At 58.2% G+C, this 19,609-nt stretch carries 15 protein-coding genes and 1 tRNA gene; 8 read left to right on the forward strand and 8 right to left on the reverse strand.

Annotated elements, in window-relative coordinates:
* Positions 1-7 precede the first annotated feature (7 nt).
* The 6 genes from ASD54_RS14240 to ASD54_RS14265 all read right to left on the reverse strand — a co-directional run bounded on the left by ASD54_RS14240 (position 8) and on the right by ASD54_RS14265 (position 8,636).
* Positions 8-2,722, reverse strand: a complete 2,715-nt coding sequence (locus ASD54_RS14240; protein WP_062555250.1) for an ABC transporter transmembrane domain-containing protein — start codon at positions 2,720-2,722, stop codon at positions 8-10.
* Between the two features lie 145 nt (positions 2,723-2,867).
* Positions 2,868-4,214, reverse strand: coding sequence for an adenylate/guanylate cyclase domain-containing protein (locus ASD54_RS14245; RefSeq protein WP_062555251.1), 1,347 nt, complete (start codon positions 4,212-4,214; stop codon positions 2,868-2,870).
* Between the two features lie 223 nt (positions 4,215-4,437).
* Complete coding sequence (locus ASD54_RS14250) at positions 4,438-5,601, reverse strand: DUF3095 domain-containing protein (RefSeq protein WP_062555252.1); 1,164 nt, start codon at positions 5,599-5,601, stop codon at positions 4,438-4,440.
* A gap of 52 nt (positions 5,602-5,653) precedes the next feature.
* Entirely contained in the window at positions 5,654-7,375 is a 1,722-nt protein-coding gene (locus ASD54_RS14255; protein ID WP_062555253.1) for an adenylate/guanylate cyclase domain-containing protein, read from the reverse strand.
* 131 nt (positions 7,376-7,506) lie between these two features.
* Positions 7,507-8,337, reverse strand: coding sequence for an MBL fold metallo-hydrolase (locus tag ASD54_RS14260; protein ID WP_062555254.1), 831 nt, complete (start codon positions 8,335-8,337; stop codon positions 7,507-7,509).
* 223 nt (positions 8,338-8,560) lie between these two features.
* Positions 8,561-8,636, reverse strand: a tRNA-Thr gene (locus ASD54_RS14265).
* A gap of 217 nt (positions 8,637-8,853) precedes the next feature.
* Here ASD54_RS14265 and ASD54_RS14270 point away from each other — a divergent pair.
* Complete coding sequence (locus tag ASD54_RS14270) at positions 8,854-10,047, forward strand: hypothetical protein (RefSeq protein WP_062555255.1); 1,194 nt, start codon at positions 8,854-8,856, stop codon at positions 10,045-10,047.
* 12 nt (positions 10,048-10,059) lie between these two features.
* On the opposite strand, the gene ppk2 is transcribed toward ASD54_RS14270, so the two are convergent.
* Positions 10,060-10,938 (reverse strand): polyphosphate kinase 2, encoded by an 879-nt coding sequence (gene ppk2, locus ASD54_RS14275; protein WP_062555256.1) that lies wholly within the window; start codon positions 10,936-10,938, stop codon positions 10,060-10,062.
* 163 nt (positions 10,939-11,101) lie between these two features.
* On the opposite strand from ppk2, the gene phoR reads away from it, so the two are divergent.
* The 7 genes from phoR to phoB all read left to right on the forward strand — a co-directional run bounded on the left by phoR (position 11,102) and on the right by phoB (position 18,904).
* Positions 11,102-12,370, forward strand: coding sequence for a phosphate regulon sensor histidine kinase PhoR (gene phoR, locus ASD54_RS14280; protein ID WP_244484758.1), 1,269 nt, complete (start codon positions 11,102-11,104; stop codon positions 12,368-12,370).
* A gap of 205 nt (positions 12,371-12,575) precedes the next feature.
* Positions 12,576-13,610, forward strand: a complete 1,035-nt coding sequence (locus ASD54_RS14285) for a substrate-binding domain-containing protein (RefSeq protein WP_062555257.1) — start codon at positions 12,576-12,578, stop codon at positions 13,608-13,610.
* A gap of 196 nt (positions 13,611-13,806) precedes the next feature.
* Positions 13,807-15,291, forward strand: a complete 1,485-nt coding sequence (pstC, locus tag ASD54_RS14290) for a phosphate ABC transporter permease subunit PstC (protein WP_062555258.1) — start codon at positions 13,807-13,809, stop codon at positions 15,289-15,291.
* Entirely contained in the window at positions 15,288-16,607 is a 1,320-nt protein-coding gene (pstA, locus tag ASD54_RS14295; protein WP_062555259.1) for a phosphate ABC transporter permease PstA, read from the forward strand. Before pstC ends, pstA begins: the two co-directional genes overlap by 4 nt.
* A 16-nt stretch (positions 16,608-16,623) precedes the next feature.
* Positions 16,624-17,439, forward strand: a complete 816-nt coding sequence (gene pstB / locus ASD54_RS14300) for a phosphate ABC transporter ATP-binding protein PstB (protein WP_062555260.1) — start codon at positions 16,624-16,626, stop codon at positions 17,437-17,439.
* Positions 17,440-17,489: 50 nt separating this feature from the next.
* Entirely contained in the window at positions 17,490-18,200 is a 711-nt protein-coding gene (gene phoU, locus ASD54_RS14305) for a phosphate signaling complex protein PhoU (protein WP_062555261.1), read from the forward strand.
* Between the two features lie 20 nt (positions 18,201-18,220).
* Positions 18,221-18,904 carry a phosphate regulon transcriptional regulator PhoB gene (gene phoB, locus ASD54_RS14310; RefSeq protein ID WP_062555262.1) on the forward strand — a complete coding sequence of 228 codons (684 nt, stop codon included), beginning with the start codon at positions 18,221-18,223 and terminating at the stop codon, positions 18,902-18,904.
* A gap of 121 nt (positions 18,905-19,025) precedes the next feature.
* On the opposite strand, the gene ASD54_RS14315 is transcribed toward phoB, so the two are convergent.
* Positions 19,026-19,589: a GcrA family cell cycle regulator gene (locus ASD54_RS14315; RefSeq protein WP_062555263.1), complete on the reverse strand. Its 564-nt coding sequence runs from the start codon at positions 19,587-19,589 to the stop codon at positions 19,026-19,028.
* Positions 19,590-19,609 lie beyond the last annotated feature (20 nt).

Genomic DNA, 19,609 nt, shown 5'->3' on the forward strand with positions numbered 1-19,609 from the left:
TACGATATTATGAGACCAATTGCTTGAACATACCGTTCTTCTCGAAAATTTCATCATAGGCGCCGTTTTCGACAAGGTTTCCGCCCTTGAAAACCAGAATACGATCGAAAAGTTGCGCAACATCGGCGGTGGGCAGAACCCAGATGATTGCCGGTCGATACCCATCCCTGTGCAGGTCGCGCATGACATTTGTCACAATCTGATCCTGCGCCCTCTGGTCCAGCGCTGGCAGTGGCCGGTTGAAGATGAAGTAGTCTGATCGTTTCAGCAGTGCCCGCGCAAGATTGAGCTTCTGTCGCTGCACATTGGTCAGGCGGCGACCTTGCGTGCCCACATCGAAATCCAGCCCGATCGACAGGACGTTATGCTCGAGATCCATCTCGGCAAAAATATCGCGGGCGATGCGCTTGATGCGGTCCGAAGCATCCGCCTCGCTGTAGGCGATGCGGCCGAAAAGCACATTGTCGATGAGAGAGGCAGACTCCGAAAACCTGGAGGGATCGTGCCGCTCGATCATGGTTGCCAGGTCTTCCGGCAGATCGGCATAAAAGCTTTGGCGCGCCTGGACGATCTTGTCACGCAACTCGGGTGTCAGGAGGCCGAAGCGGTGACGGGGCTCGATATAGGCAAAGCTCAGGCGGATGATGTTGATGCGGTCCTTTGAGGATGCCTCTTCAGCCGTCGTTCCTTTGAGCGATTGCAGAAGCTCCTCATAAGCCGGAATGTCTTCGGCGGACATGAAGGTAAGCTGCTGGAAGAACGGATTGTCTGGCGGCAGATCGCGGAACAGCTCGACAGCAGTCTCGGCAATCTCGAGACCCATGGCGTAGAGATCGTTGCTCAGCCCCGTTTCCCGCATGATCTGCTTGAAATAGGGATGTGCAGCGAGCGCGGCAGGCGTCAGCATGGACTGCTTCATGGTTCCAAACAGCAGGTTCTCGCCAACGGTCGCCTGATCGTTGTAGCTATCCGGCCGGAACGGCACCACGATTCCCTCCAGATCCTCCTCCGCGAGGCGCCGTTGCAGCGCCGCTCGAACATCGACAATCACCTCGCTCATGGCCGGATGAGCCGCAAGATCGACCTTGGAGCGCAGTGCCAGATCGAAGATATCCTGCGAAATCATCACCGCATCGAGAACGGGGCGAATGACCTTGAGGAGGTCGTCAGGGCCTGTGGCGCCAGCCGCGTCATAATCGATCCAGTCGCTGTTGAGGTCGAACGATGGATTTCCCGATCGCTGCGCTTCCAAAAGGTTCCGCTTGAATTCTCTCGCCTCGCTGCCCTTGTAGGTCGTTTCCGTCAGGGGCGCATGCTTCAGGCCGTAGAACAGGTTGTCGCGCAAGCTGCCGTGAAAGAAATGCGCGTCGGAAGAGACAAAGCTGATGCGGCGACCGGTGACCGATTCCGGCATCTCCAGAATATCCTGCCCACCAATCGTGATCTTGCCGCTATCCGGCCAGACGACGCGACCGAAGGCTTCCGCTATGGCCTCGCCGCCAGCGCCATTCTGGCCGAGAACCGCAATCGTCTCGTTTGGCTGGATTTCCAGCGATACCCTGTTGAGAATCGGTGCACCGCTATCATCGGTCACAAGAAGGTGCGATGCGACCAGCGGAGCAGCCAGCCTCTCGACAGGCTCCCGCATCACGGTTTGTACATTGGCGGGAACGAGATGTTCGACGTCGAACTGCTCGACCACCTGAGCGTATTTTACCTGAACATCCTGTCGTGCCTGATCCCAGTCGATCAATTCCTTCAAGGGACCGGGAAGATCCTTGTAGGCCGCGATGACCGCGACAAGCTGGCCGATATCCAGACGACCCTGCAGGGCAAGATAGCCGCCGATGACGTAGAACAGGAAGGGTGTGACCTGCGCCAGGAAGTTATTGATGAACTTGACGAGAAACTTCCACTGGTAAAGATCATAGCGAATGTTGAAGATCAGGCCCAGTCGCTGGGCAATGTCTGCGCGCTCGAGGTTCGAAGTATCATGTGCGTGGATGGAGTGAATTCCATCGACGATTTCGCTGACGCGCCCGGATAGTTGTCGTGCCGTCAACTGGCGCTGGCGACCCAGTTCGAGCAGGCGCCGCCTCATGCGTGGAATGATGATGGCCTGCACGCAAACGATGCCCGCCGCAATCATGCCCAGCCAGAAATTCTGGATGATGATGAAGGCGAGCGCGGTAATGGCTTGGCCGCCGAGAAGTGCTGGCTGGACGAACGCATCGCCTGTGAAGCCGCCAAGAGGCTCGACCTCGTCCTTGATCATGGTGGCGATCTCGGCGGATTTTACCTTTTTGAACTGGTTTGGCGGGAAGCGCAGGACACGGTCGATCAGATCAAAGCGGATGCGCCTTAGCATCCGTTCGCCAAGTCGTCCCTTGTAGGTATTGATGTAGAATTTGAAGAGGCCGTTGAGAACGACGAGGCCAAGGAACACGAAGCTGAGTGCGAGGAGAGTCTGTAGCCGGTCAAGCTCGAAACCGCCGAACAGGTGAACTTCTCCGATCAGCGGAAGCGTCGGAGACAGTTCCATGAACGTACGGGTGGCATCGACATCCTCGAAACCCTGGCCCTGGATCGGTCCGTTGACGATCTGCTTTGGCAGGTCGAAAGACAGGAAGTAAGGGATCATCGACAGGGCAACGATCGCAAGAATCCACAATTGCTGCCGGGAGGTGTTGCGCCAGATGTACCGCGCCAGTCCCTTTTCCATCCTCATCGACAGGTGACCTGCTTCATCGTCGCTCCATCACATCGGCCTTGCGCGGATATAAGCCAGCCGTCTGGAGAAACTAGCAGTTTTGTGGCGCCTTCCAAGGGCAGACCATCAAGCAGATGTTCAAAACGTGACCGCAGGCCTATTGCAGAAACTTGTCGAGGAGGCGCAGGGCTCGCTTGTCCGGCTTGCCCGCCGCCGCGTCGCGGTGCAGCAGGATAAGCCGTTCGGCTTCGGAAAGTGCCTGATGCCGAAGGTCGGCGACCACATCATCCCGTCTCAAGGCCTCTGTTGCAGGCGCTGGCTTCATGATCGTCACTTTCTGGCGCACGCCGCGCAGCTTGCGGTCTCCAAGATTGATCCACTCACCCTCGCAGTAATCCGCAAAGGCTTCGCTGGCGATCACATCGCACTCATGCTTCTTCGTCAGTTCCTGAAGGCGGACGACTTCGTTGACGGCAGAGCCGAAGGCGGAAAACGTCAAGCGGTCGCGAAGACCCACATTGCCGAACATGACATTGCCGATGTGAAGGCCAAGGCCGAATGAAATCGGGTGGAGGCCTGTCTTTCGACGCTCGGCATTGAGATCCTCCATCCGGATCTGCGCCTGCCTGACCGCGGACATGGCCGCCTGCGCTGCCTCGCGGGATGGTTCGCGATGTCTGTCACAGGGATAGACCGCAAGGAAACCATCGCCAAGGAAGCTCAGGATCTGGCCGCCATTGCGATTGAAGGGTGCTGCCAGAGCATCAAAAAAGGCGTTCAGCGTGTCGATGTAATCCTGACGGCTTTCCTTGTCCGCAAGCGATGTCGATTCTCGCATGTCGCCCATCACAAGCGCGGCCCGGATCGTTTCACCATCGCCGCGGCGAACCTGCCCTTTCAGAACCCGCTGCCCGGCATCCATGCCCAGATAGGTGGTCAGCATGTTGCTGGCGAGCTTGTCCAACACTGCCATCTTGGCGGCAACCGCCAGGTGGTTTTGAAGCCGCATAAGGGCGCCGACCATTTCCTCGGTGAACCCCCCGGGCGCGTCTGTCGACCAGGAGCCCATCATGCCCTGCACCGAATCATCACCGAAAGGCTGCATGAAGGCGATATAGTCCGTGACATTTTCACGCCGCAGGTCCTCGAAGACCGGAAATTCCACCGGACCGTCAGCCGGGATCTTGCGGCGCAGATAGTCCAGTCCATTGCTCAGGAGCTGGAAGTACGGGCTTTTCAGGAAAACGTCGTTGTTGCCATTGTCGTGGCGGTATCCCTCGATTTCCAAACCGCTTTGCTGTCGCCAGGTAAAGCCGAGCGCATCGTAAAGGGGATGCAGCATCGCAAACGAAAGATGTACGCGAATGACGGGCAGCCCCGCCGCAGCAATGCGCTCGCAGAAGCCGCGGACAATCTGCTCGAGAGAGGCCCCGGAAAGAGCCGTTCGAGTCAACCAGTCGGCAACCTTGTCCATGAAGATCGAGGAAACAGGAGCTGTCGTCATAGCAATGCCTTGAAGAGATCTGTGCCCGCTTTTGAGGCACTGCCGCGTCGGTGATGCAACCCCGAAGGTCCGGGACCACATTGGCTCGGAGTAGCTTAATATGAGTACAGCCGAATACGTTCTTCAGATTGGTATGGACCATTCCTCAAACAAGCCCGCTCTCCGGAAATTTTACGATGGCCGTTTCACTTTCCGTCGGTCGAGCGACAAACGTGATCGATATTTACGGGCTCGTCGGTTTGGGCCTGTTCACCAATTGGCTGGCTGCCAGGGCATATCCGCCGCTTGCGCCGTCGATAAAATGCACATGATTGTGGGAAAGCGGATTGAACACGAGGCAGGTCATCAGCGCGCTGTCCTGACTGTGCAGCCCGTAGTCACAGATGCCATTACCCTTCCCGGTCTCCAGCATGGACCGAATCTGCGCAAGCTGATCGGCATCCACGTCGAGCGTCATCTTGAGGCCGTCGTCAAACTTGCGGAAGTCCGAATTCTGGGCAACCTCTCGAGCATACTGACGCGCATTAAAGCGCCCCAGTGACAGGTTGAAGCGATAGAGCAGGATCGTCAGCCAGATCTGCATTCGGATCGCCCATTTTCGCGCGCCTCTCTTGTCCGGTGTTGCCGTCGCGTGGGCTTCCCGCTCAATGCTTTGCTCATTGTAGCGCAGGGGCGGGCCCTTTTCTGGCACGGGATGGCTGTCCCGGGAGGATTGGCTGGTGATCGCTATCAGTCTGACCATCAGATCCCGAAACTCATTCATCGTCGACAGCGACATCGGGCTGACGATGAGTGAGACGATCTGACCCCGCTGGCTCGGGATCGAGTCCCAGCGGCAGGAAAGGCCTGTAAGATCCGGTTGAGCGGCGTTCTCTTCCTCAATGAGAAAGTGCCCTGCCTTCATTTGCTGTTCGGCCCAGCTGGCGCCGCCGCCATTGAACATGGCGTAAGATACCGAGGAACTTGCCGCAAACCGCGCAACGCCCACATCGCGTCCGGCCTTGCGCACGTCTGTCATTGGAACGAGAGCAACGCGCATATCAAGGCGCAATTCTTCCTTGACCCAGCGGCAAACCGAAGAAAGCGCCTGACGTGCATCCAATCGCTTTGTGGGCGGAATGGCGACAAGGGCGCCGTCTCCGCCGAAGACAAACGGGTAATCCGTCTCGTCCAACACGTTGAGGATTGCGGATATGACGCTGGCGCCCGCCATGTTCACGTCCTTGTATCGTCCCTCGGCAATCGCACCTGTCGAACCGACGATATCGGCAAGCGCCAGGAACCAGTCTCCCGGAAGAGGGGTATAATTTTCCGCATCCGTCACACCTTCGAACCGCGTCAGAACGGGAAGGGCGGAATAGAAAAAAGCGTTGCTCTCGGATTGCATGGCAAGAGGCTAACATGAACCCTTGGTGGGCGCACGCGCATTCTCTTGTTCATTACGCTGAGCCCGGATCCAGATCGAGGCCCTCAAGCGCCTTCCGGACGCCCTTTTCAAACACATAGACCTTGAGCGGTTCGGTTCTTCCGCGAACGCTGATCTCGCGACTGGGGATGGAGGAGAAGTCGAGACCCGCCAGATCCGCTACGGGAGCGGACATTACGAGCTTCGTGTCCAGATCCTTGGCAACGGCTTCCAGACGGCTCGCAACATTCACCGTATCACCGATGGCTGTCAGCGTACGTGCATTGCCGTAACCCAGTGTTCCGACCACAGCCGGACCCGTATGAATGCCGATCGCGATACGAAGCGGGTCAGGAAGCTCTCCTGAAAGCTGCTCGTTCAGGTTTTCGATCCCTTCGATGATGCGGCGCGCGGCGTCCAGCGCCTGTCGACAGGCAAGCTCTTCGGAACCGGTTATGCCGAACAGCGCCATGGCCCCATCGCCGATGAACTTGTCCATGCGGCCGCCCGCCTGTTCCACGGCCTGCCCGACAACGTTGAAATAGCGGTTCAGGAGAAAAACGATATCGAACGGCAGCCGGCTTTCGGTCAGGGTCGTGAAGTTGCGGATATCGCAAAAGAGAACCGCGATTTCACGCTCGCGTCCGGGAATGGCCTCGTAACTGTCCGGCGCTTCATCCGATGGCGTCTTGGCCATGAGCAAGGGGGTTACGGTAACGGGTCCGGTCGGGCGCAGTTGACAGGCAAGGCGTACGCCCTTGCCGGCCTTGATGCGCGAAAGGGTCCGTTCCTCCTGTGCATCGCAGGCTGGAAGATTATCCTCTCCTTCGATGACCTGAACGCGACATGTCGAACAGCGACCCTTACCCCCGCACACTGCATAGTGAGGACGGCCTGCCATTCGGCTTGCCTCCAGAACGGTGTATCCTCGAGGGACACTGATGGCCTCGCCGCCCGGATACCGGATGGTAATAAGGTGAGCCCGCTCTCTCAGCCAGCGCACGGCACGGAGCGCAAAAACGCTCAGCACCGCGGCCAGAAAGGTTCCATGCATCGTGATACGGATCCGCATCAGGGTGGCATTGGCATCCGCCGAGAGTGAGGTCGGATCGTAGTATCCGCCGGGATAGCCGCTGAGCAGATAGACAGGCGTTGCCATGGTCCGTCCCATCTGCACGAAGCCCAGCAAGGAGAGCGTCGGCAGAAGAATGCCGATCGTCAGCACGCCCGGCCAGATGGCGGAATACCAGGGACGATATCTCAGCCAGAAATGGATGCCGATACAGCCATGCAGCCAGATGACGACCAGAGCGAGAGATTGCTTTGCACCATTGAACGGCGACTTGCTCCACAGGGTATGGACGACCGTCTCATAGCTGTCGCGCAAATAGAACAGGGAGGACGAGAGGCGGGTTGCAACAATATGATCGATCAGGAGAACCGGCACCAGAAGACCAAGCGTGATCTGCGCGGCTTCCGACCATGGCATGGCAAGGCTGCGGCGCATGTAAAGCGAGCCGAGTACGAGAATGATGTGGACGATGAAGGAACCGTAGAGCAGGGTCGAGCCGATCTTGTTGCGCCAGATCGGCAAGAACCAGCGTCGGGCGTAGTCTGCCATCTCAACCGAGATGAGGCCGAACACATGGTTGGTCATATGCATTGCGAGGAAGGTGAAGATGATCAGGCCTGACAGGAGCCGTGCGCGCCGCAACTGCTGCTCCGTCACTATTGATCGTATCGCCCCAGCGGCCATGCATCCTCGACTCGTTGGTCCATACTTGATGCAGAAATGGCAGCTTTGCGGTCCGGTGTAAACGTCCGGGCCTGCGACCACATCAATGGGTTTTGCTTGTCTTCGGCGATTCGGTCGAAAGGGTGGCAGGATTAAAGCGAGACGACCATTCCATCGCGGGCAGCGAAGGTGTCGGCGAAGTGTTCCTGCGCCAGGCGTTCCATCAGCGCCATTTCATTGTCCGTGCGTGATGGTGCATGGTGGAAAAGAGCGAGTTTTTTCGTCTTGGCCATATCCGCCAGCTTGACCGCCTGCTCCCAGCTGGAATGGCCAAAGCCGCAATAACGCTGCATTTCCGCATCGGTAAATGCCGAATCATAGATTGCGAGGTCAGCCCCTTGCATCATTTCGAGAGCAACGGGATCCAGCTTGCCCGGAACATGCTCCAGATCGAACACCAGAGCAACGGAGCGGCCTTCCCATTCCACGCGATAGCCGACGCAACCGCCGGGGTGGTTCAGGGAGAAGGTCTTCAGCGTGATGCCTGGGCGAGGCGTCAGGATGTCTCCAGGTTTGAAATCCCTGAATGATAAGGAAGCCTTGCAGATATCCAGCTTGATCGGGAAGAAAGGAGGGCTGATGAATTGCTCGATCATCTCCTCCGTCGTCATCACGCCATGCAGATGTCCGGACCACATGTTGACGACAGTGCTTGGTACGTACATCGGCTTGAAGAACGGCAGCCCGATAATGTGGTCATAGTGAACATGCGTAAAAAACAGATCGACCTCTGGCGTGCTCTCGGCGAGCATATCGAGGCCCGCCTCGCGGATACCCGAGCCCGCATCGAAGAGCAGCCTGTGTGTCCCGCAGCGGACCTCCACGCAGGCTGTATTTCCCCCATAATGGATGAAGTCTGGTCCTGAGACCGGAACGCTACCGCGCGTTCCCCAGAACTTTACCTGAAACACGTCGTCCTTCATGAACCCTGTCGATTTCCACCATCACAAAAACACGATGAAGGAAAAGAATGAACTTTCAGCTAGCCAAGGCTCTTTTGACTTGGAATGCAAGCCCTTGCTGTGCATTGTTTGTATTCATAACGGGTAATTTAGGGCTTCTCAGCCTGAAATTGTAAGAACCGTGGTGCGATCAACGCCGATCACATTTCCGTGCAGGAGTATGGTTCTTGAAAGGAAGAGTGAATGGTGCCGCTTACGTGACTCGAACACGTGACCCCGTCATTACGAATGACGTGCTCTACCGACTGAGCTAAAGCGGCCCGGCGAACTGTCCGTTCGCTGTGTGAGGGGGCTGATACAGCGAATGAAAACAGATTTCAAGCATCATCTGGCATCTTTTTCGCCGTGGCGTCATCATCTGGCAGGAGCTCTCGCCCTCTGTCACCATCCGAATGGTGGGCAACGCTTGCAGTTCCCGCGGCAAGAGGTTACCGAAAGGTAAAGCAAAGCCAGTGCGATACATAAGAAGGAAATTTCGTGAGCGGTTTGGAAACGGCAATCCGGAATGCGCTCTCGCGCTCAGATCGCAACGATCCCAGTACTCGTGCACGCATTTATCAATCTGCCCGGCAGGCGCTTGATGCTGGCCTCAAGAAGCAGGATATCACCGATCCCGAAGTTATCATTGCTCAGCAGGCGCGGCTTGAGGAACTGATCCTCCAGATCGAAAGCGAGGAAGAGGCACGGAGTGCGCAAGCAATTCCCGATCTCTTGGCCGAGCCTGATCTCGATATCGTGCCGGGCGCCCCGATGCCTTCGTCCAATGCGGCGGAAGCGACCACTCTTGGCGGTCAGACACGAGAGCAGGCGCCCTCGGCCTCGGTTCCGGATACGACCACAGCAGATCTCTCCGCAATGCGCGCGGAACCGAGCCAGGACAGGCTCGCGCCCAACCCGTCTATTGCCGCGCCCCAGCAACAGAAGCGGGGCTTGTTCAAGCGTAAACGCCGACCCGCTGCGTCGGCGGCGCCTGTCTCAGACACTGCGCCCCTCATTCCGGGAGAAAAGCGCAAGCGCCGCAAGCGGGGGCTGATCTCTCGCCTTTTCATCTATCTCATCTTCTTTACATTCCTCGGGATGGGGATCTGGTGGGCCTATACGGCGGGGCTGTTCATGACGGCGGCCGAGCGCGACACAAGCGTACCCAATCCTCCAGCATCCGTCCGGGAGGAAGACTTCTCTGGCGCACCATCCAACGCCATGGATCCGAAGCAGGGGTTTTCCGCAGATTGGCTTGAAATCTACGGCAGTGCGCGAAAGGGCAAGGTGACACCCGGGGCGCAGGCCAAGGCAGAAACCATCGCGATGGCCGATGGACCGGCTTTGCGCATAACGTCGGCATCGCCGGATGCCGCAGGAGATGTCGGGATCGAAGTGCCGGTCGAAGTTCTGCGCGAACTGGCAGGCAAGACATCGACAATCGCGCTGACCCTGCAGGCAGGGGCCGACCAATCGGTGCAGCTCGCTGTACGGTGTGATTTCTCAAGTCTGGGGAATTGCAGCCGCCATCGGGTGATGGCGACGCAGGAACGTTCCGACACACTGTTCCGTGTGACCTTTGACAGGACACTCGTCCCGACCCAGCCGGGCCGCATCCTGATCAACAGCGATATTCTGGGCTCTCGCCAGCCGATCGTCGTCTATTCGATCCGGGTGCTTCCAGGCCAGTAATCAACGTGACACCTATAGGTCATCGGCCCCGAAGCTGAGGATCTTGTTGTCGATTTCGCCAATCGCCTTCTTGTCTTTGCCGTCATAATCAATCGTCAACAGAATATGCCGGATGATGTTGAGGCGCGCGCGGCGCTTGTCGTTGGCCCGGACCACGGTCCAGGGTGCGAATTTGGTATGCGTTTTCTCGATCATCAGATCGCGCATCTGTGTATAGTCTTTCCACTTGGTCAGGGCCGCGATATCCATCGGGGAAAGCTTCCAAGTTTTCAGCGGATCATGTCTGCGGTCGTGGAAGCGCTTCAGCTGCATCTCCCGTCCGATGTTCAGCCAGAATTTGAAGAAGTGGATCTTGTCGTCCACGATCAGCTGCTCGAAACTCGGAACAACTCTCAAAAAATGCTTGTGCTCTTCCGGAGAGCAGAAACCCATGACCGGCTCGACGCCAGCCCGGTTATACCAGGATCGGTCGAATAGAACCATTTCGCCCTTTGTCGGGAAATGCGTGACGTAGCGCTGGAAATACCACTGACCGGCCTCCGTCTCCGTAGGCTTGGTCAGAGCAACGACACGCGCATAGCGAGGGTTGAGCGCACTGTGGATTGAAAAGATCGAGCCACCTTTGCCGGCCGCATCGCGCCCTTCGAAGAGCGCCATGATCCTCTGCCCGGTCTGCCGCATGGATATCTGCGCCTTCACGAGCTCGATCTGCAACGCCGTCAACTCATCGTCGTAATCTTCGCTTTTCAGCTTCTTCTTGTAGGGGAAGTTGCCGGATGTCAGCGCAGCTTCATCGATCCAGTCGGGCAGTTTTGGATCATCGATATCGAAAACACGCAGCTTCCCCCCGATATCCAGTTCTACTGCGCGACTTCCCTCAGAATCGACCATGCCTGTCCTCCAGATTGCTGATACCAACATTGAACGGAAGTCTTGTCTCTTTGATCCGCTTTGCAAGTCCCGCAACCATTTTTTCCTTATCGTGTGAACCCGCAATGTATATCTGTCATACGGATCGGCTATCTCCAGCAATCGCGTTGCGGGGAGGTGACTGATGGTAGAGATGGGATCGAGCGGGGAGGCGCAGAGCTGGATGGAAGGAATCGGCAAGCGCCTGCGACAGGGCTGGATCGTCATCGCCTTGGCAACGCTTCTGGCGACTGTCGCTCTGCTCGCGCACGTGCCTACCGGACTTGTCCTGGCAAGCTGGATCCTTCTCTTCTTTGCGGTCTTGACGCTTCCGGGTGCAGACAGCAGACCGATCGAATTACCGACTGTCGCGCTTCCTGCAACGCCTGCGCCACCGTCGCCAATCGAGCTTGGAAGCATGTTCGAGGCCATCGACATGCCGGTGATCCTGCTCGGTGCCGATGGCAACATCCTGCACATCAACAATGCTGCGTCGAAAGCCTTTGGCGATCTTGCGCGTGGTCAGCACCTCTCGGCACGTCTGCGCTCTCCGGGCATTCTGGACATGGTTCGCGAGACGATGCGCACGAATCTGCCGAACCAGATAGAGCATTCGGAGCGTCTTCCCTCCGAGCGTGTTTATATCGCGCGGATCGCGCCGATCCCTGCAATCGAAGCTTTGCCAGGACGGCTTTACGCCTTGTCCTTCCGGGATGTCTCCGACCTCAGAAGCCTTGATCGGATGCGGTCGGATTTCGTAGCAAACGCGAGCCACGAACTGCGCACGCCTCTGGCTTCCTTGCGCGGCTTTATTGAAACCCTGCAAGGACCAGCTAAAGGCGATGCGGCAGCGCATGAGCGCTTTCTTGCCATCATGCTGGATCAGGCGACGCGGATGAGCCGGTTGGTCGATGATCTGTTGTCGCTTTCTCGGCTCGAAGTGAAATCCCACATCGCTCCGGACAAGCGTTTGGATCTGGTGCCCCTTGTTCGGCATGTCTGCGATACGCTGGCGCCACTTGCGGAAGATCTCGGCGTCGAAATGCGCCTCAAGATCCCCGATGGAGCCGTTGAGGTGACAGGCGATCGCGACGAACTCGTACAGGTCATCGAGAACCTCGTCGAAAATGCCTGCAAATACGGTCAGGACGGAAAGATCATCGATGTCTATCTGCGGCGAGACGAGAATGAACGCGTCGAATTCGGTGTTATCGACCGCGGGCCCGGTATCCCTGCGGAGCATGTTCCGCGCTTGACGGAGCGTTTCTACCGCGTGAGCGTCGCCGACAGCCGGTCCAAAAAAGGCACGGGCCTTGGTCTTGCAATCGTCAAGCACATCCTTACCCGACATCGTGCCCGTCTGATCGTCAGGTCGGAACTGGGTAAGGGGACTGAGTTTACCGTCCGATTTTGACGATACTTTCGTAATGCCCTTGGTCTTCGAATAAAAAGAATAGGAGATTCATATATTTAGCCTGTCATAAATGTTTCATTGAACTGACATAAAAGGGTTGTGCTCCGGCAGCTATGAGAGGCAAGCCGAAGTGCTGGCCAAGCAAGAGCCAGCAGAAGGCAGCGTCCATTCAAACCCCCTATCGGGCCCCAATCGGGAGATGATTATGACCGTTCTGAAACTTACCGCAGCTGCTTTGGTTGCTTCCGTTGCATTCGCCGGTGCAGCCTCCGCGCGCGACCAGATCCAGATCGCTGGCTCCTCGACTGTCCTTCCTTACGCCAAGATTGTTGCCGAGACCTTTGGTGAAACCTTCACCAACTTCAAGACGCCTGTCGTCGAGTCTGGCGGATCGGGCGCTGGCCTCAAGGAATTCTGCAAGGGCGTTGGCGAGGCGACCATCGACATCGCGAACTCTTCGCGTCCGATCAACAAGAGCGAAGTTGAAGCCTGCAAGGCCGCTGGCGTTACCGAAATCCAGGAAGTTCGCATCGGTTACGATGGCATCGTATTCGCAGCCGACTCCGGCAATGGCGACATGAAGATCGAGCCGAAGGACCTCTACAAGGCTCTCGCAGCGGAAGTCGTGGTCGATGGCAAGCTCGTCGCCAATCCTTACAAGAACTGGTCCGACATCAACCCGACCCTGCCGAAGGGTCCGATCGCCGCTTACATCCCGGGCTCCAAGCATGGCACGCGCGAAGTCTTCGAAGAGAAGATCATGGCTGAAGGCTGCAAGAAGGCTGGCGCTGCCGATGTCATCAAGGCTGCAATTACCGATGCCAAGCAGGCAGCTGCCAAGTGCGTAGCGATCCGCAAGGACGGCGTGGCTGTCGATATCGACGGCGACTACACTGAAACGCTGGCCCGTATCTCGGCCAACAAGACCGGCCTCGGCGTATTCGGTCTCGCCTTCTACGAAAACAACATGGACAAGCTGAAGGTTGCAACGGTCGAGGGCATCGTTCCGTCGACTGAAACTATCTCCTCCGGCAAGTATCCGGTATCCCGTCCGCTGTTCTTCTACGTCAAGAAGGCGCATCTCGGCGTGATCCCGGGCCTGAAGGAATATGTTGAGTTCTTCACCTCCGACGCCATGGTCGGCCCTGACTCCCCGCTGGCAGAATACGGCCTCGTTGCTGCTCCTGATGCGCAGCGCGAGCAGGTTCGCAAGGACTTCGCTGCCGGCAAGACCATGTAATCAGGTCACGGGGGCTGGCGGATCAACCGCCAGCCCTCCGTCAGCCAGCTTTCATGGCGGGACTGGCTCCATTTCTTCGGACGGGCTTTTCTGAAGGCTCAGTATCCTGTTAACCGGAATTCTGTACGGCCTCTCAACGTGAGGCGCGCGGCGCTCGACTGAGCTGAAACCGCTGGGGCGCAAGCCGGGGGATCTTATGACAACTTCCACGCTTCTGTTGATCACAGCGGCAATTGCAATGATCGGCTATCTGGCCGGAAGCCGCCGCGCGCTCGCGCTTGCAGGCGGACGTTCCGCCAGCATGCACTCGCGGCCCGGCTACTATGGCAGCTTCGTTGCCATCTGGTCCGCCCTTCCGGCGGCTCTGCTGCTTGGCGTCTGGCTTGTTGCCGCGCCAGCCATCATCAATTCCAGTATTCGCAGTGAGTTCCCGGCTGAGGTCAAGGCCCAGTCGCAGGCAAGCCAGGGCCTATCCTTCGGCATGATTGAAGGCATTGCGCGGGGAATGCGCGCGCTGTCTGCCGAAGAAGCGGCCCAGGCCGAACGCAATCCGGCAGATCTGCGCAATCTCATGGGTGCGCGCGGTGTTGCCATTGCAGGCGACCCGGAAGCGTATATGATCAAGGCCGCGAACGATCTGAACAGCTTGAATGCGCGAAGCAATCTGCTGCGCAATATCGCCGTCCTGCTTGTCGCTGTCGGCGGTGCCGCACTTGCCTATCGGCTGATTGCGCCAAGGTTCCGCGCCCGTAACCGTGTCGAATCCGTCATCCTGGCCAGCCTCGTTGTGGCCTCATCCATCGCGATCCTGACAACGGTCGGCATCATTGCATCGATGCTGACGGAGGCCACACACTTTTTTGCCCGCGTTCCGGCTCATGAGTTCTTTTTCGGAACGGTCTGGGATCCCCGCTTCGCAGCAGCGGGAGCGACGGCATCGGAAGGTCAGTTCGGCCTGATCCCGCTTCTGCTCGGTACGCTCTATATCGGTTTCGTCGCCATGTTGTTTGCGGTGCCGATCGGCCTGTTCGCGGCAATCTACATGTCGGAATATGCCTCGCAGCGGGTGCGCTCCATTACCAAGCCGCTCCTGGAAGTGCTGGCGGGTATCCCGACCATCGTCTACGGCTTTTTTGCTCTGACGACTGTCGGCCCCTTCCTGCGTGATATCTCCTCGCAGATCCACGGGCTTGCAACCGGCGATTACTCGAACTTCATCCAGGCGCAAAGTGTCCTAACAGCCGGTTTCGTCATGGGCATCATGTTGATCCCCTACGTTTCTTCCCTGTCGGATGACATCATCACCGCTGTGCCGCGGGCGCTGCGAGACGGTTCGCTCGGTCTGGGTGCAACACGGTCTGAAACGATCAAGCGTGTCGTGCTGCCCGCAGCACTGCCCGGTATCGTCGGCGCCATCCTGATGACGGCATCGCGTGCCATCGGTGAAACCATGATCGTGGTCCTCGCCGCCGGTGTTGCTGCCCGCATCCAGTTGAACCCGTTCGAGCCGATGACGACCGTGACCGTCAAGATCGTCAGCCAGTTGACAGGCGACCTGGAATTCACCTCGCCGCAAACGCTCGTCGCCTTCGCGCTCGGCATCACGCTGTTTATCATCACGCTATGCCTCAACATCTACGCGCTCTACATCGTGCGCAAATATCGGGAGCAGTATGAATGAGCCAGGTCGTCACACCCACGGCCACTGCTCCAGTGGCACGCACACCGCGTCGCGATATTGGACTGAAGAAGCGGTATGCAGCTGAGCGTCGGTTCCGCGCCTATGGCATTGCCGCGCTGTCCTTCGGCCTGATCTTCCTGTTCGTCCTGTTGTGGTCGGTCGTTTCCAAGGGCTACACCGCATTTCAACAGACAGGTGTCACGCTTGCAGTCGAGTTTTCCGAGAAGATCATCGATCCTCAGAACCAGCGCGCCAGCAATCCGCAGGTCCTGCTGACCGCCAATTATCCCGTTCTGGCCCGCAATGCTCTGGCCAACGCTCTTGGTGTCGCCCAGAACGACAGAGCCAAGCAGAAAGAACTGGGCCAGATGCTGTCGGACGGCGTGCGCAGCCAGTTGCGTGACATGGTCGTTGCGGATCCATCGATCATCGGCAAGACGAAGACTGTCACGCTGCTTGCGGCCGGGGACATCGACTCTGCCTTCAAAGGCCAGATCAACCTGTCGGTCCCGCAGGAAAATCGCAAAGTATCGGACCAGCAGGTCGGCTGGATGAACAAGCTCGCGGAAGCAGGGGCTCTGGCGAAGCACTTCAACACCGGCATCTTCTTCAACGGTGCATCGAGCCGTCCGGAGGCAGCCGGTGTAGGTGTGGCGCTCATCGGTTCGTTCTACATGATGCTGATCGTGCTGGTGCTCTCGCTGCCCATCGGCGTTGCAGCGTCCATCTATCTTGAAGAGTTCGCGCCCAAGAACCGCTTCACGGATCTGATCGAGGTCAACATCAACAATCTCGCAGCGGTGCCATCCATCGTCTACGGTCTGCTGGGTCTTGCGGTATTCATCAACTTCATGGGCCTGCCGCGTTCGGCCTCGCTGGTTGGTGGTTTCGTTCTGACATTGATGACGCTTCCGACCATCATCATTGCGACCCGTGCTGCGCTGAAGGCGGTTCCGCCCTCGATCCGTGCAGCGGCACTCGGCCTTGGCGCTTCCAAGATGCAGACCATTTTCCACCATGTTCTGCCGCTTGCCATGCCGGGCATCCTGACCGGCACGATCATCGGCCTGGCGCACGCTTTGGGTGAGACTGCGCCTCTGCTTCTGATCGGTATGGTCGCCTTCGTGGCCAATTTCCCGACGACCCCGATGGACCCGTCGACGGCGCTGCCGGTGCAGATCTACATGTGGGCGAACGAGGCGGAACGCGCCTTCGTCGAACGCACATCCGGAGCAATCATCATTCTGCTCCTCTTCCTCATTGTCATGAATGTCGGCGCGATCCTCTTGCGGCGCCGGTTCGAGCGGCGCTGGTAGCCAAGGAGACGGTTCTATGAACATGATGACCGAAGCAGCAGTTGAAAAGGCGCTGGATCAGAGAATGAATGACCTTTCCTACAAGATGATCGGCAAGGACGTCTCCGTCTATTACGGGGAGAAGCGTGCCTTGTTCGACGTGAATCTTAATGTGCGGCAGAACACGGTAACGGCGCTGATCGGACCGTCGGGATGTGGCAAGTCGACTTTCCTGCGGACACTGAACCGCATGAATGACACGATCGACAACTGCCGGGTGACGGGCCGGATTACGCTGGATGGCGATGACATCTATGACCCCGCCATCGATGTCGTGGAATTGCGCGCACGCGTCGGCATGGTCTTCCAGAAGCCGAACCCGTTCCCGAAGTCGATCTACGAGAACATTTCCTACGGCCCACGGATCCACGGCCTTGCCCGCTCGAAAGCCGATATGGACCAGATCGTTGAGGCGAGCCTCCAGCGCGCCGGCTTGTGGAACGAAGTGAAGGATCGCCTGCAGGAGTCCGGAACCGGTCTTTCCGGCGGCCAGCAGCAGCGCCTCTGCATTGCCCGTGCCATCGCCGTATCGCCTGAAGTGATCCTGATGGACGAGCCATGCTCGGCACTCGATCCGATTGCCACGGCCAAGGTGGAAGAACTGATCCATGAGTTGCGCAGCAATTATACGATCGTCATCGTGACGCATTCGATGCAGCAGGCGGCGCGCGTATCACAGCGTACCGCCATGTTCCACCTGGGTCAGTTGGTGGAAGAAAACGATACCGACAAGATGTTCACCAACCCGGATGACCAGCGCACGCAGGACTACATCATGGGCCGCTTCGGCTGAGCCCGACTGATCCTGACCGTCCCTGACACTCCAGATCCGAGGAAAACTCCATGTCATCGCATATCATGTCAGCCTTTGATGAAGAGCTGAAGTATCTCAATCGACGCATTTCGGAAATGGGCGGGTTGGCCGAACAAATGTGCGCCGATGCCGTGCACGCCTTGGTGAACGGCGATAGCGCTCTCGCTCAGAAGGTCATTTCCGACGACGTCATCCTGGACAATGCCGAGCGCGAAATTCAGGAAAAGGCCATCGTTACGATTGCCAAGCGCCAGCCGATGGCGGCGGACCTGCGTGAAATCATCGGTACGCTTCGGATCGCGGCTGATCTTGAGCGCGTCGGCGACCTTGGCAAGAACAACGCCAAGCGTGTGATTGCCGTTCAGGGCACTGGCGTTCCACGCAAGCTGGCGCGCGGACTGGAGCATCTTTCCGAACTGGCGCTGGTTCAGCTCAAGGAAGTTCTGGACGTGTTTGCCAACCGTTCCGCCCAAAAGGCTGAAGCGATCCGTCAGCGCGACGAAGAGATCGATGCCATGTACACCTCGCTGTTTCGCGAGCTTCTGACCTACATGATGGAAGATCCCCGCAACATCACAACCTGCACGCATCTTCTGTTCTGCGCGAAGAACATTGAGCGCATTGGCGACCATGCGACCAACATCGCCGAGACAATCTATTACATCGCGACCGGTGCACAGCCACAGGGAGAACGTCCCAAGGACGATAGCTCCAACACATTGGGCGCTGTCGTCGAGTAAGCCGGAACGGAGTGATTGCCATGCAGCCGAAAGTTGCGGTTGTCGAAGATGAGGAGGCGCTCAGCGTTCTCCTGCGCTACAATCTTGAGTCTGAGGGCTACGAAGTCGAAACCATTCTGCGGGGTGACGAAGCCGAAATCCGGTTACAGGAACGTGTTCCGGACCTTTTGATCCTGGATTGGATGCTTCCTGGCGTATCCGGTATCGAACTCTGCCGCCGGCTGCGAATGCGGGCGGAAACCGAACGCCTGCCGATCATCATGCTGACGGCGCGGGGCGAGGAAAACGAGCGCGTTCGTGGCCTCGCAACCGGCGCCGATGATTACGTCGTGAAGCCCTTTTCGACGCCGGAACTCATGGCCCGCGTCAAAGCCATGCTGCGCCGCGCAAAGCCTGAAGTCTTGTCCAGCGTCCTGAAGTGCGGTGATATCGAACTGGATCGGGAAACGCATCGCGTTCACCGCAAGAGCCGAGAAGTGCGGTTGGGTCCGACGGAGTTTCGCCTGCTGGAGTTCCTGATGGCCTCGCCGGGACGTGTGTTTTCACGATCGCAGTTGCTCGACGGCGTCTGGGGTCACGATATCTACGTGGATGAGCGAACAGTGGATGTGCATGTCGGGCGCCTGCGCAAGGCCCTGAATTTCTCGAACATGCAGGATGTCATCCGCACGGTTCGCGGTGCCGGCTACTCTATGGAATCCTGAGAGGCTCTCCAGCATCGAGACGAACAGGCCCGGCGAAGGCCGGGTTTTTTGTTGCCCAAGGACAAGGTACAAAAAAACGGGCGCGCGGCCCGTTTTTCGAAAACCTGGATGTGTCTAACGATCAGCCGCGGGAAACGGCATTTGCCGCTCTCCGGCGCTCCGTCACAGGCTGGTAGGCCATGCGGGCGTGGTACTTGCAGTAGGGCGAGCCATCACAGGCTTCTGCGCCGCAGAAGTGAAAGTCTTCCTTCAAAGGATCGCCTACCGGCCACTTGCAGGTGCGCTCCGTCAACTCGGTCAGGACCAGGCGACGCGCCTCGGGCATTGCACGATCATTGACCGGCACCAGCTCCGTCGGCTCAAGGACAGTGATGTCCATGTTGTCTGTCGAGGAAATGATGTTGGCCGGACGAGGAACCGAACGGTTTGCCGGCGCAGGCGCGGACGTTGGCCGTGCAGCGAAGGTTGCTGGCCGTGCCGCGGGCGGTGCCGCAGGACGCTTTGGAGCGCGGGTCGGGGTGGCCGGACCGCCTGCCTTCACGCGACCAGGGAGGTTGAGACGGTGCACCTTGCCAATCACGGCATTGCGGCTGACGCCACCCAGCTGTGCAGCAATCTGGCTCGCGCTCAGGCCTTCGGCCCATAGCCGTTTCAACTTCTCGACGCGTTCGTCTGTCCAGTTCATGCAGTCTCTCCGCCTTGAGC

The sequence above is a fragment of the Rhizobium sp. Root149 genome (genome assembly GCF_001427345.1).
In the GTDB taxonomy this organism is placed as follows: Bacteria; Pseudomonadota; Alphaproteobacteria; order Rhizobiales; family Rhizobiaceae; genus Neorhizobium; species Neorhizobium rhizoryzae.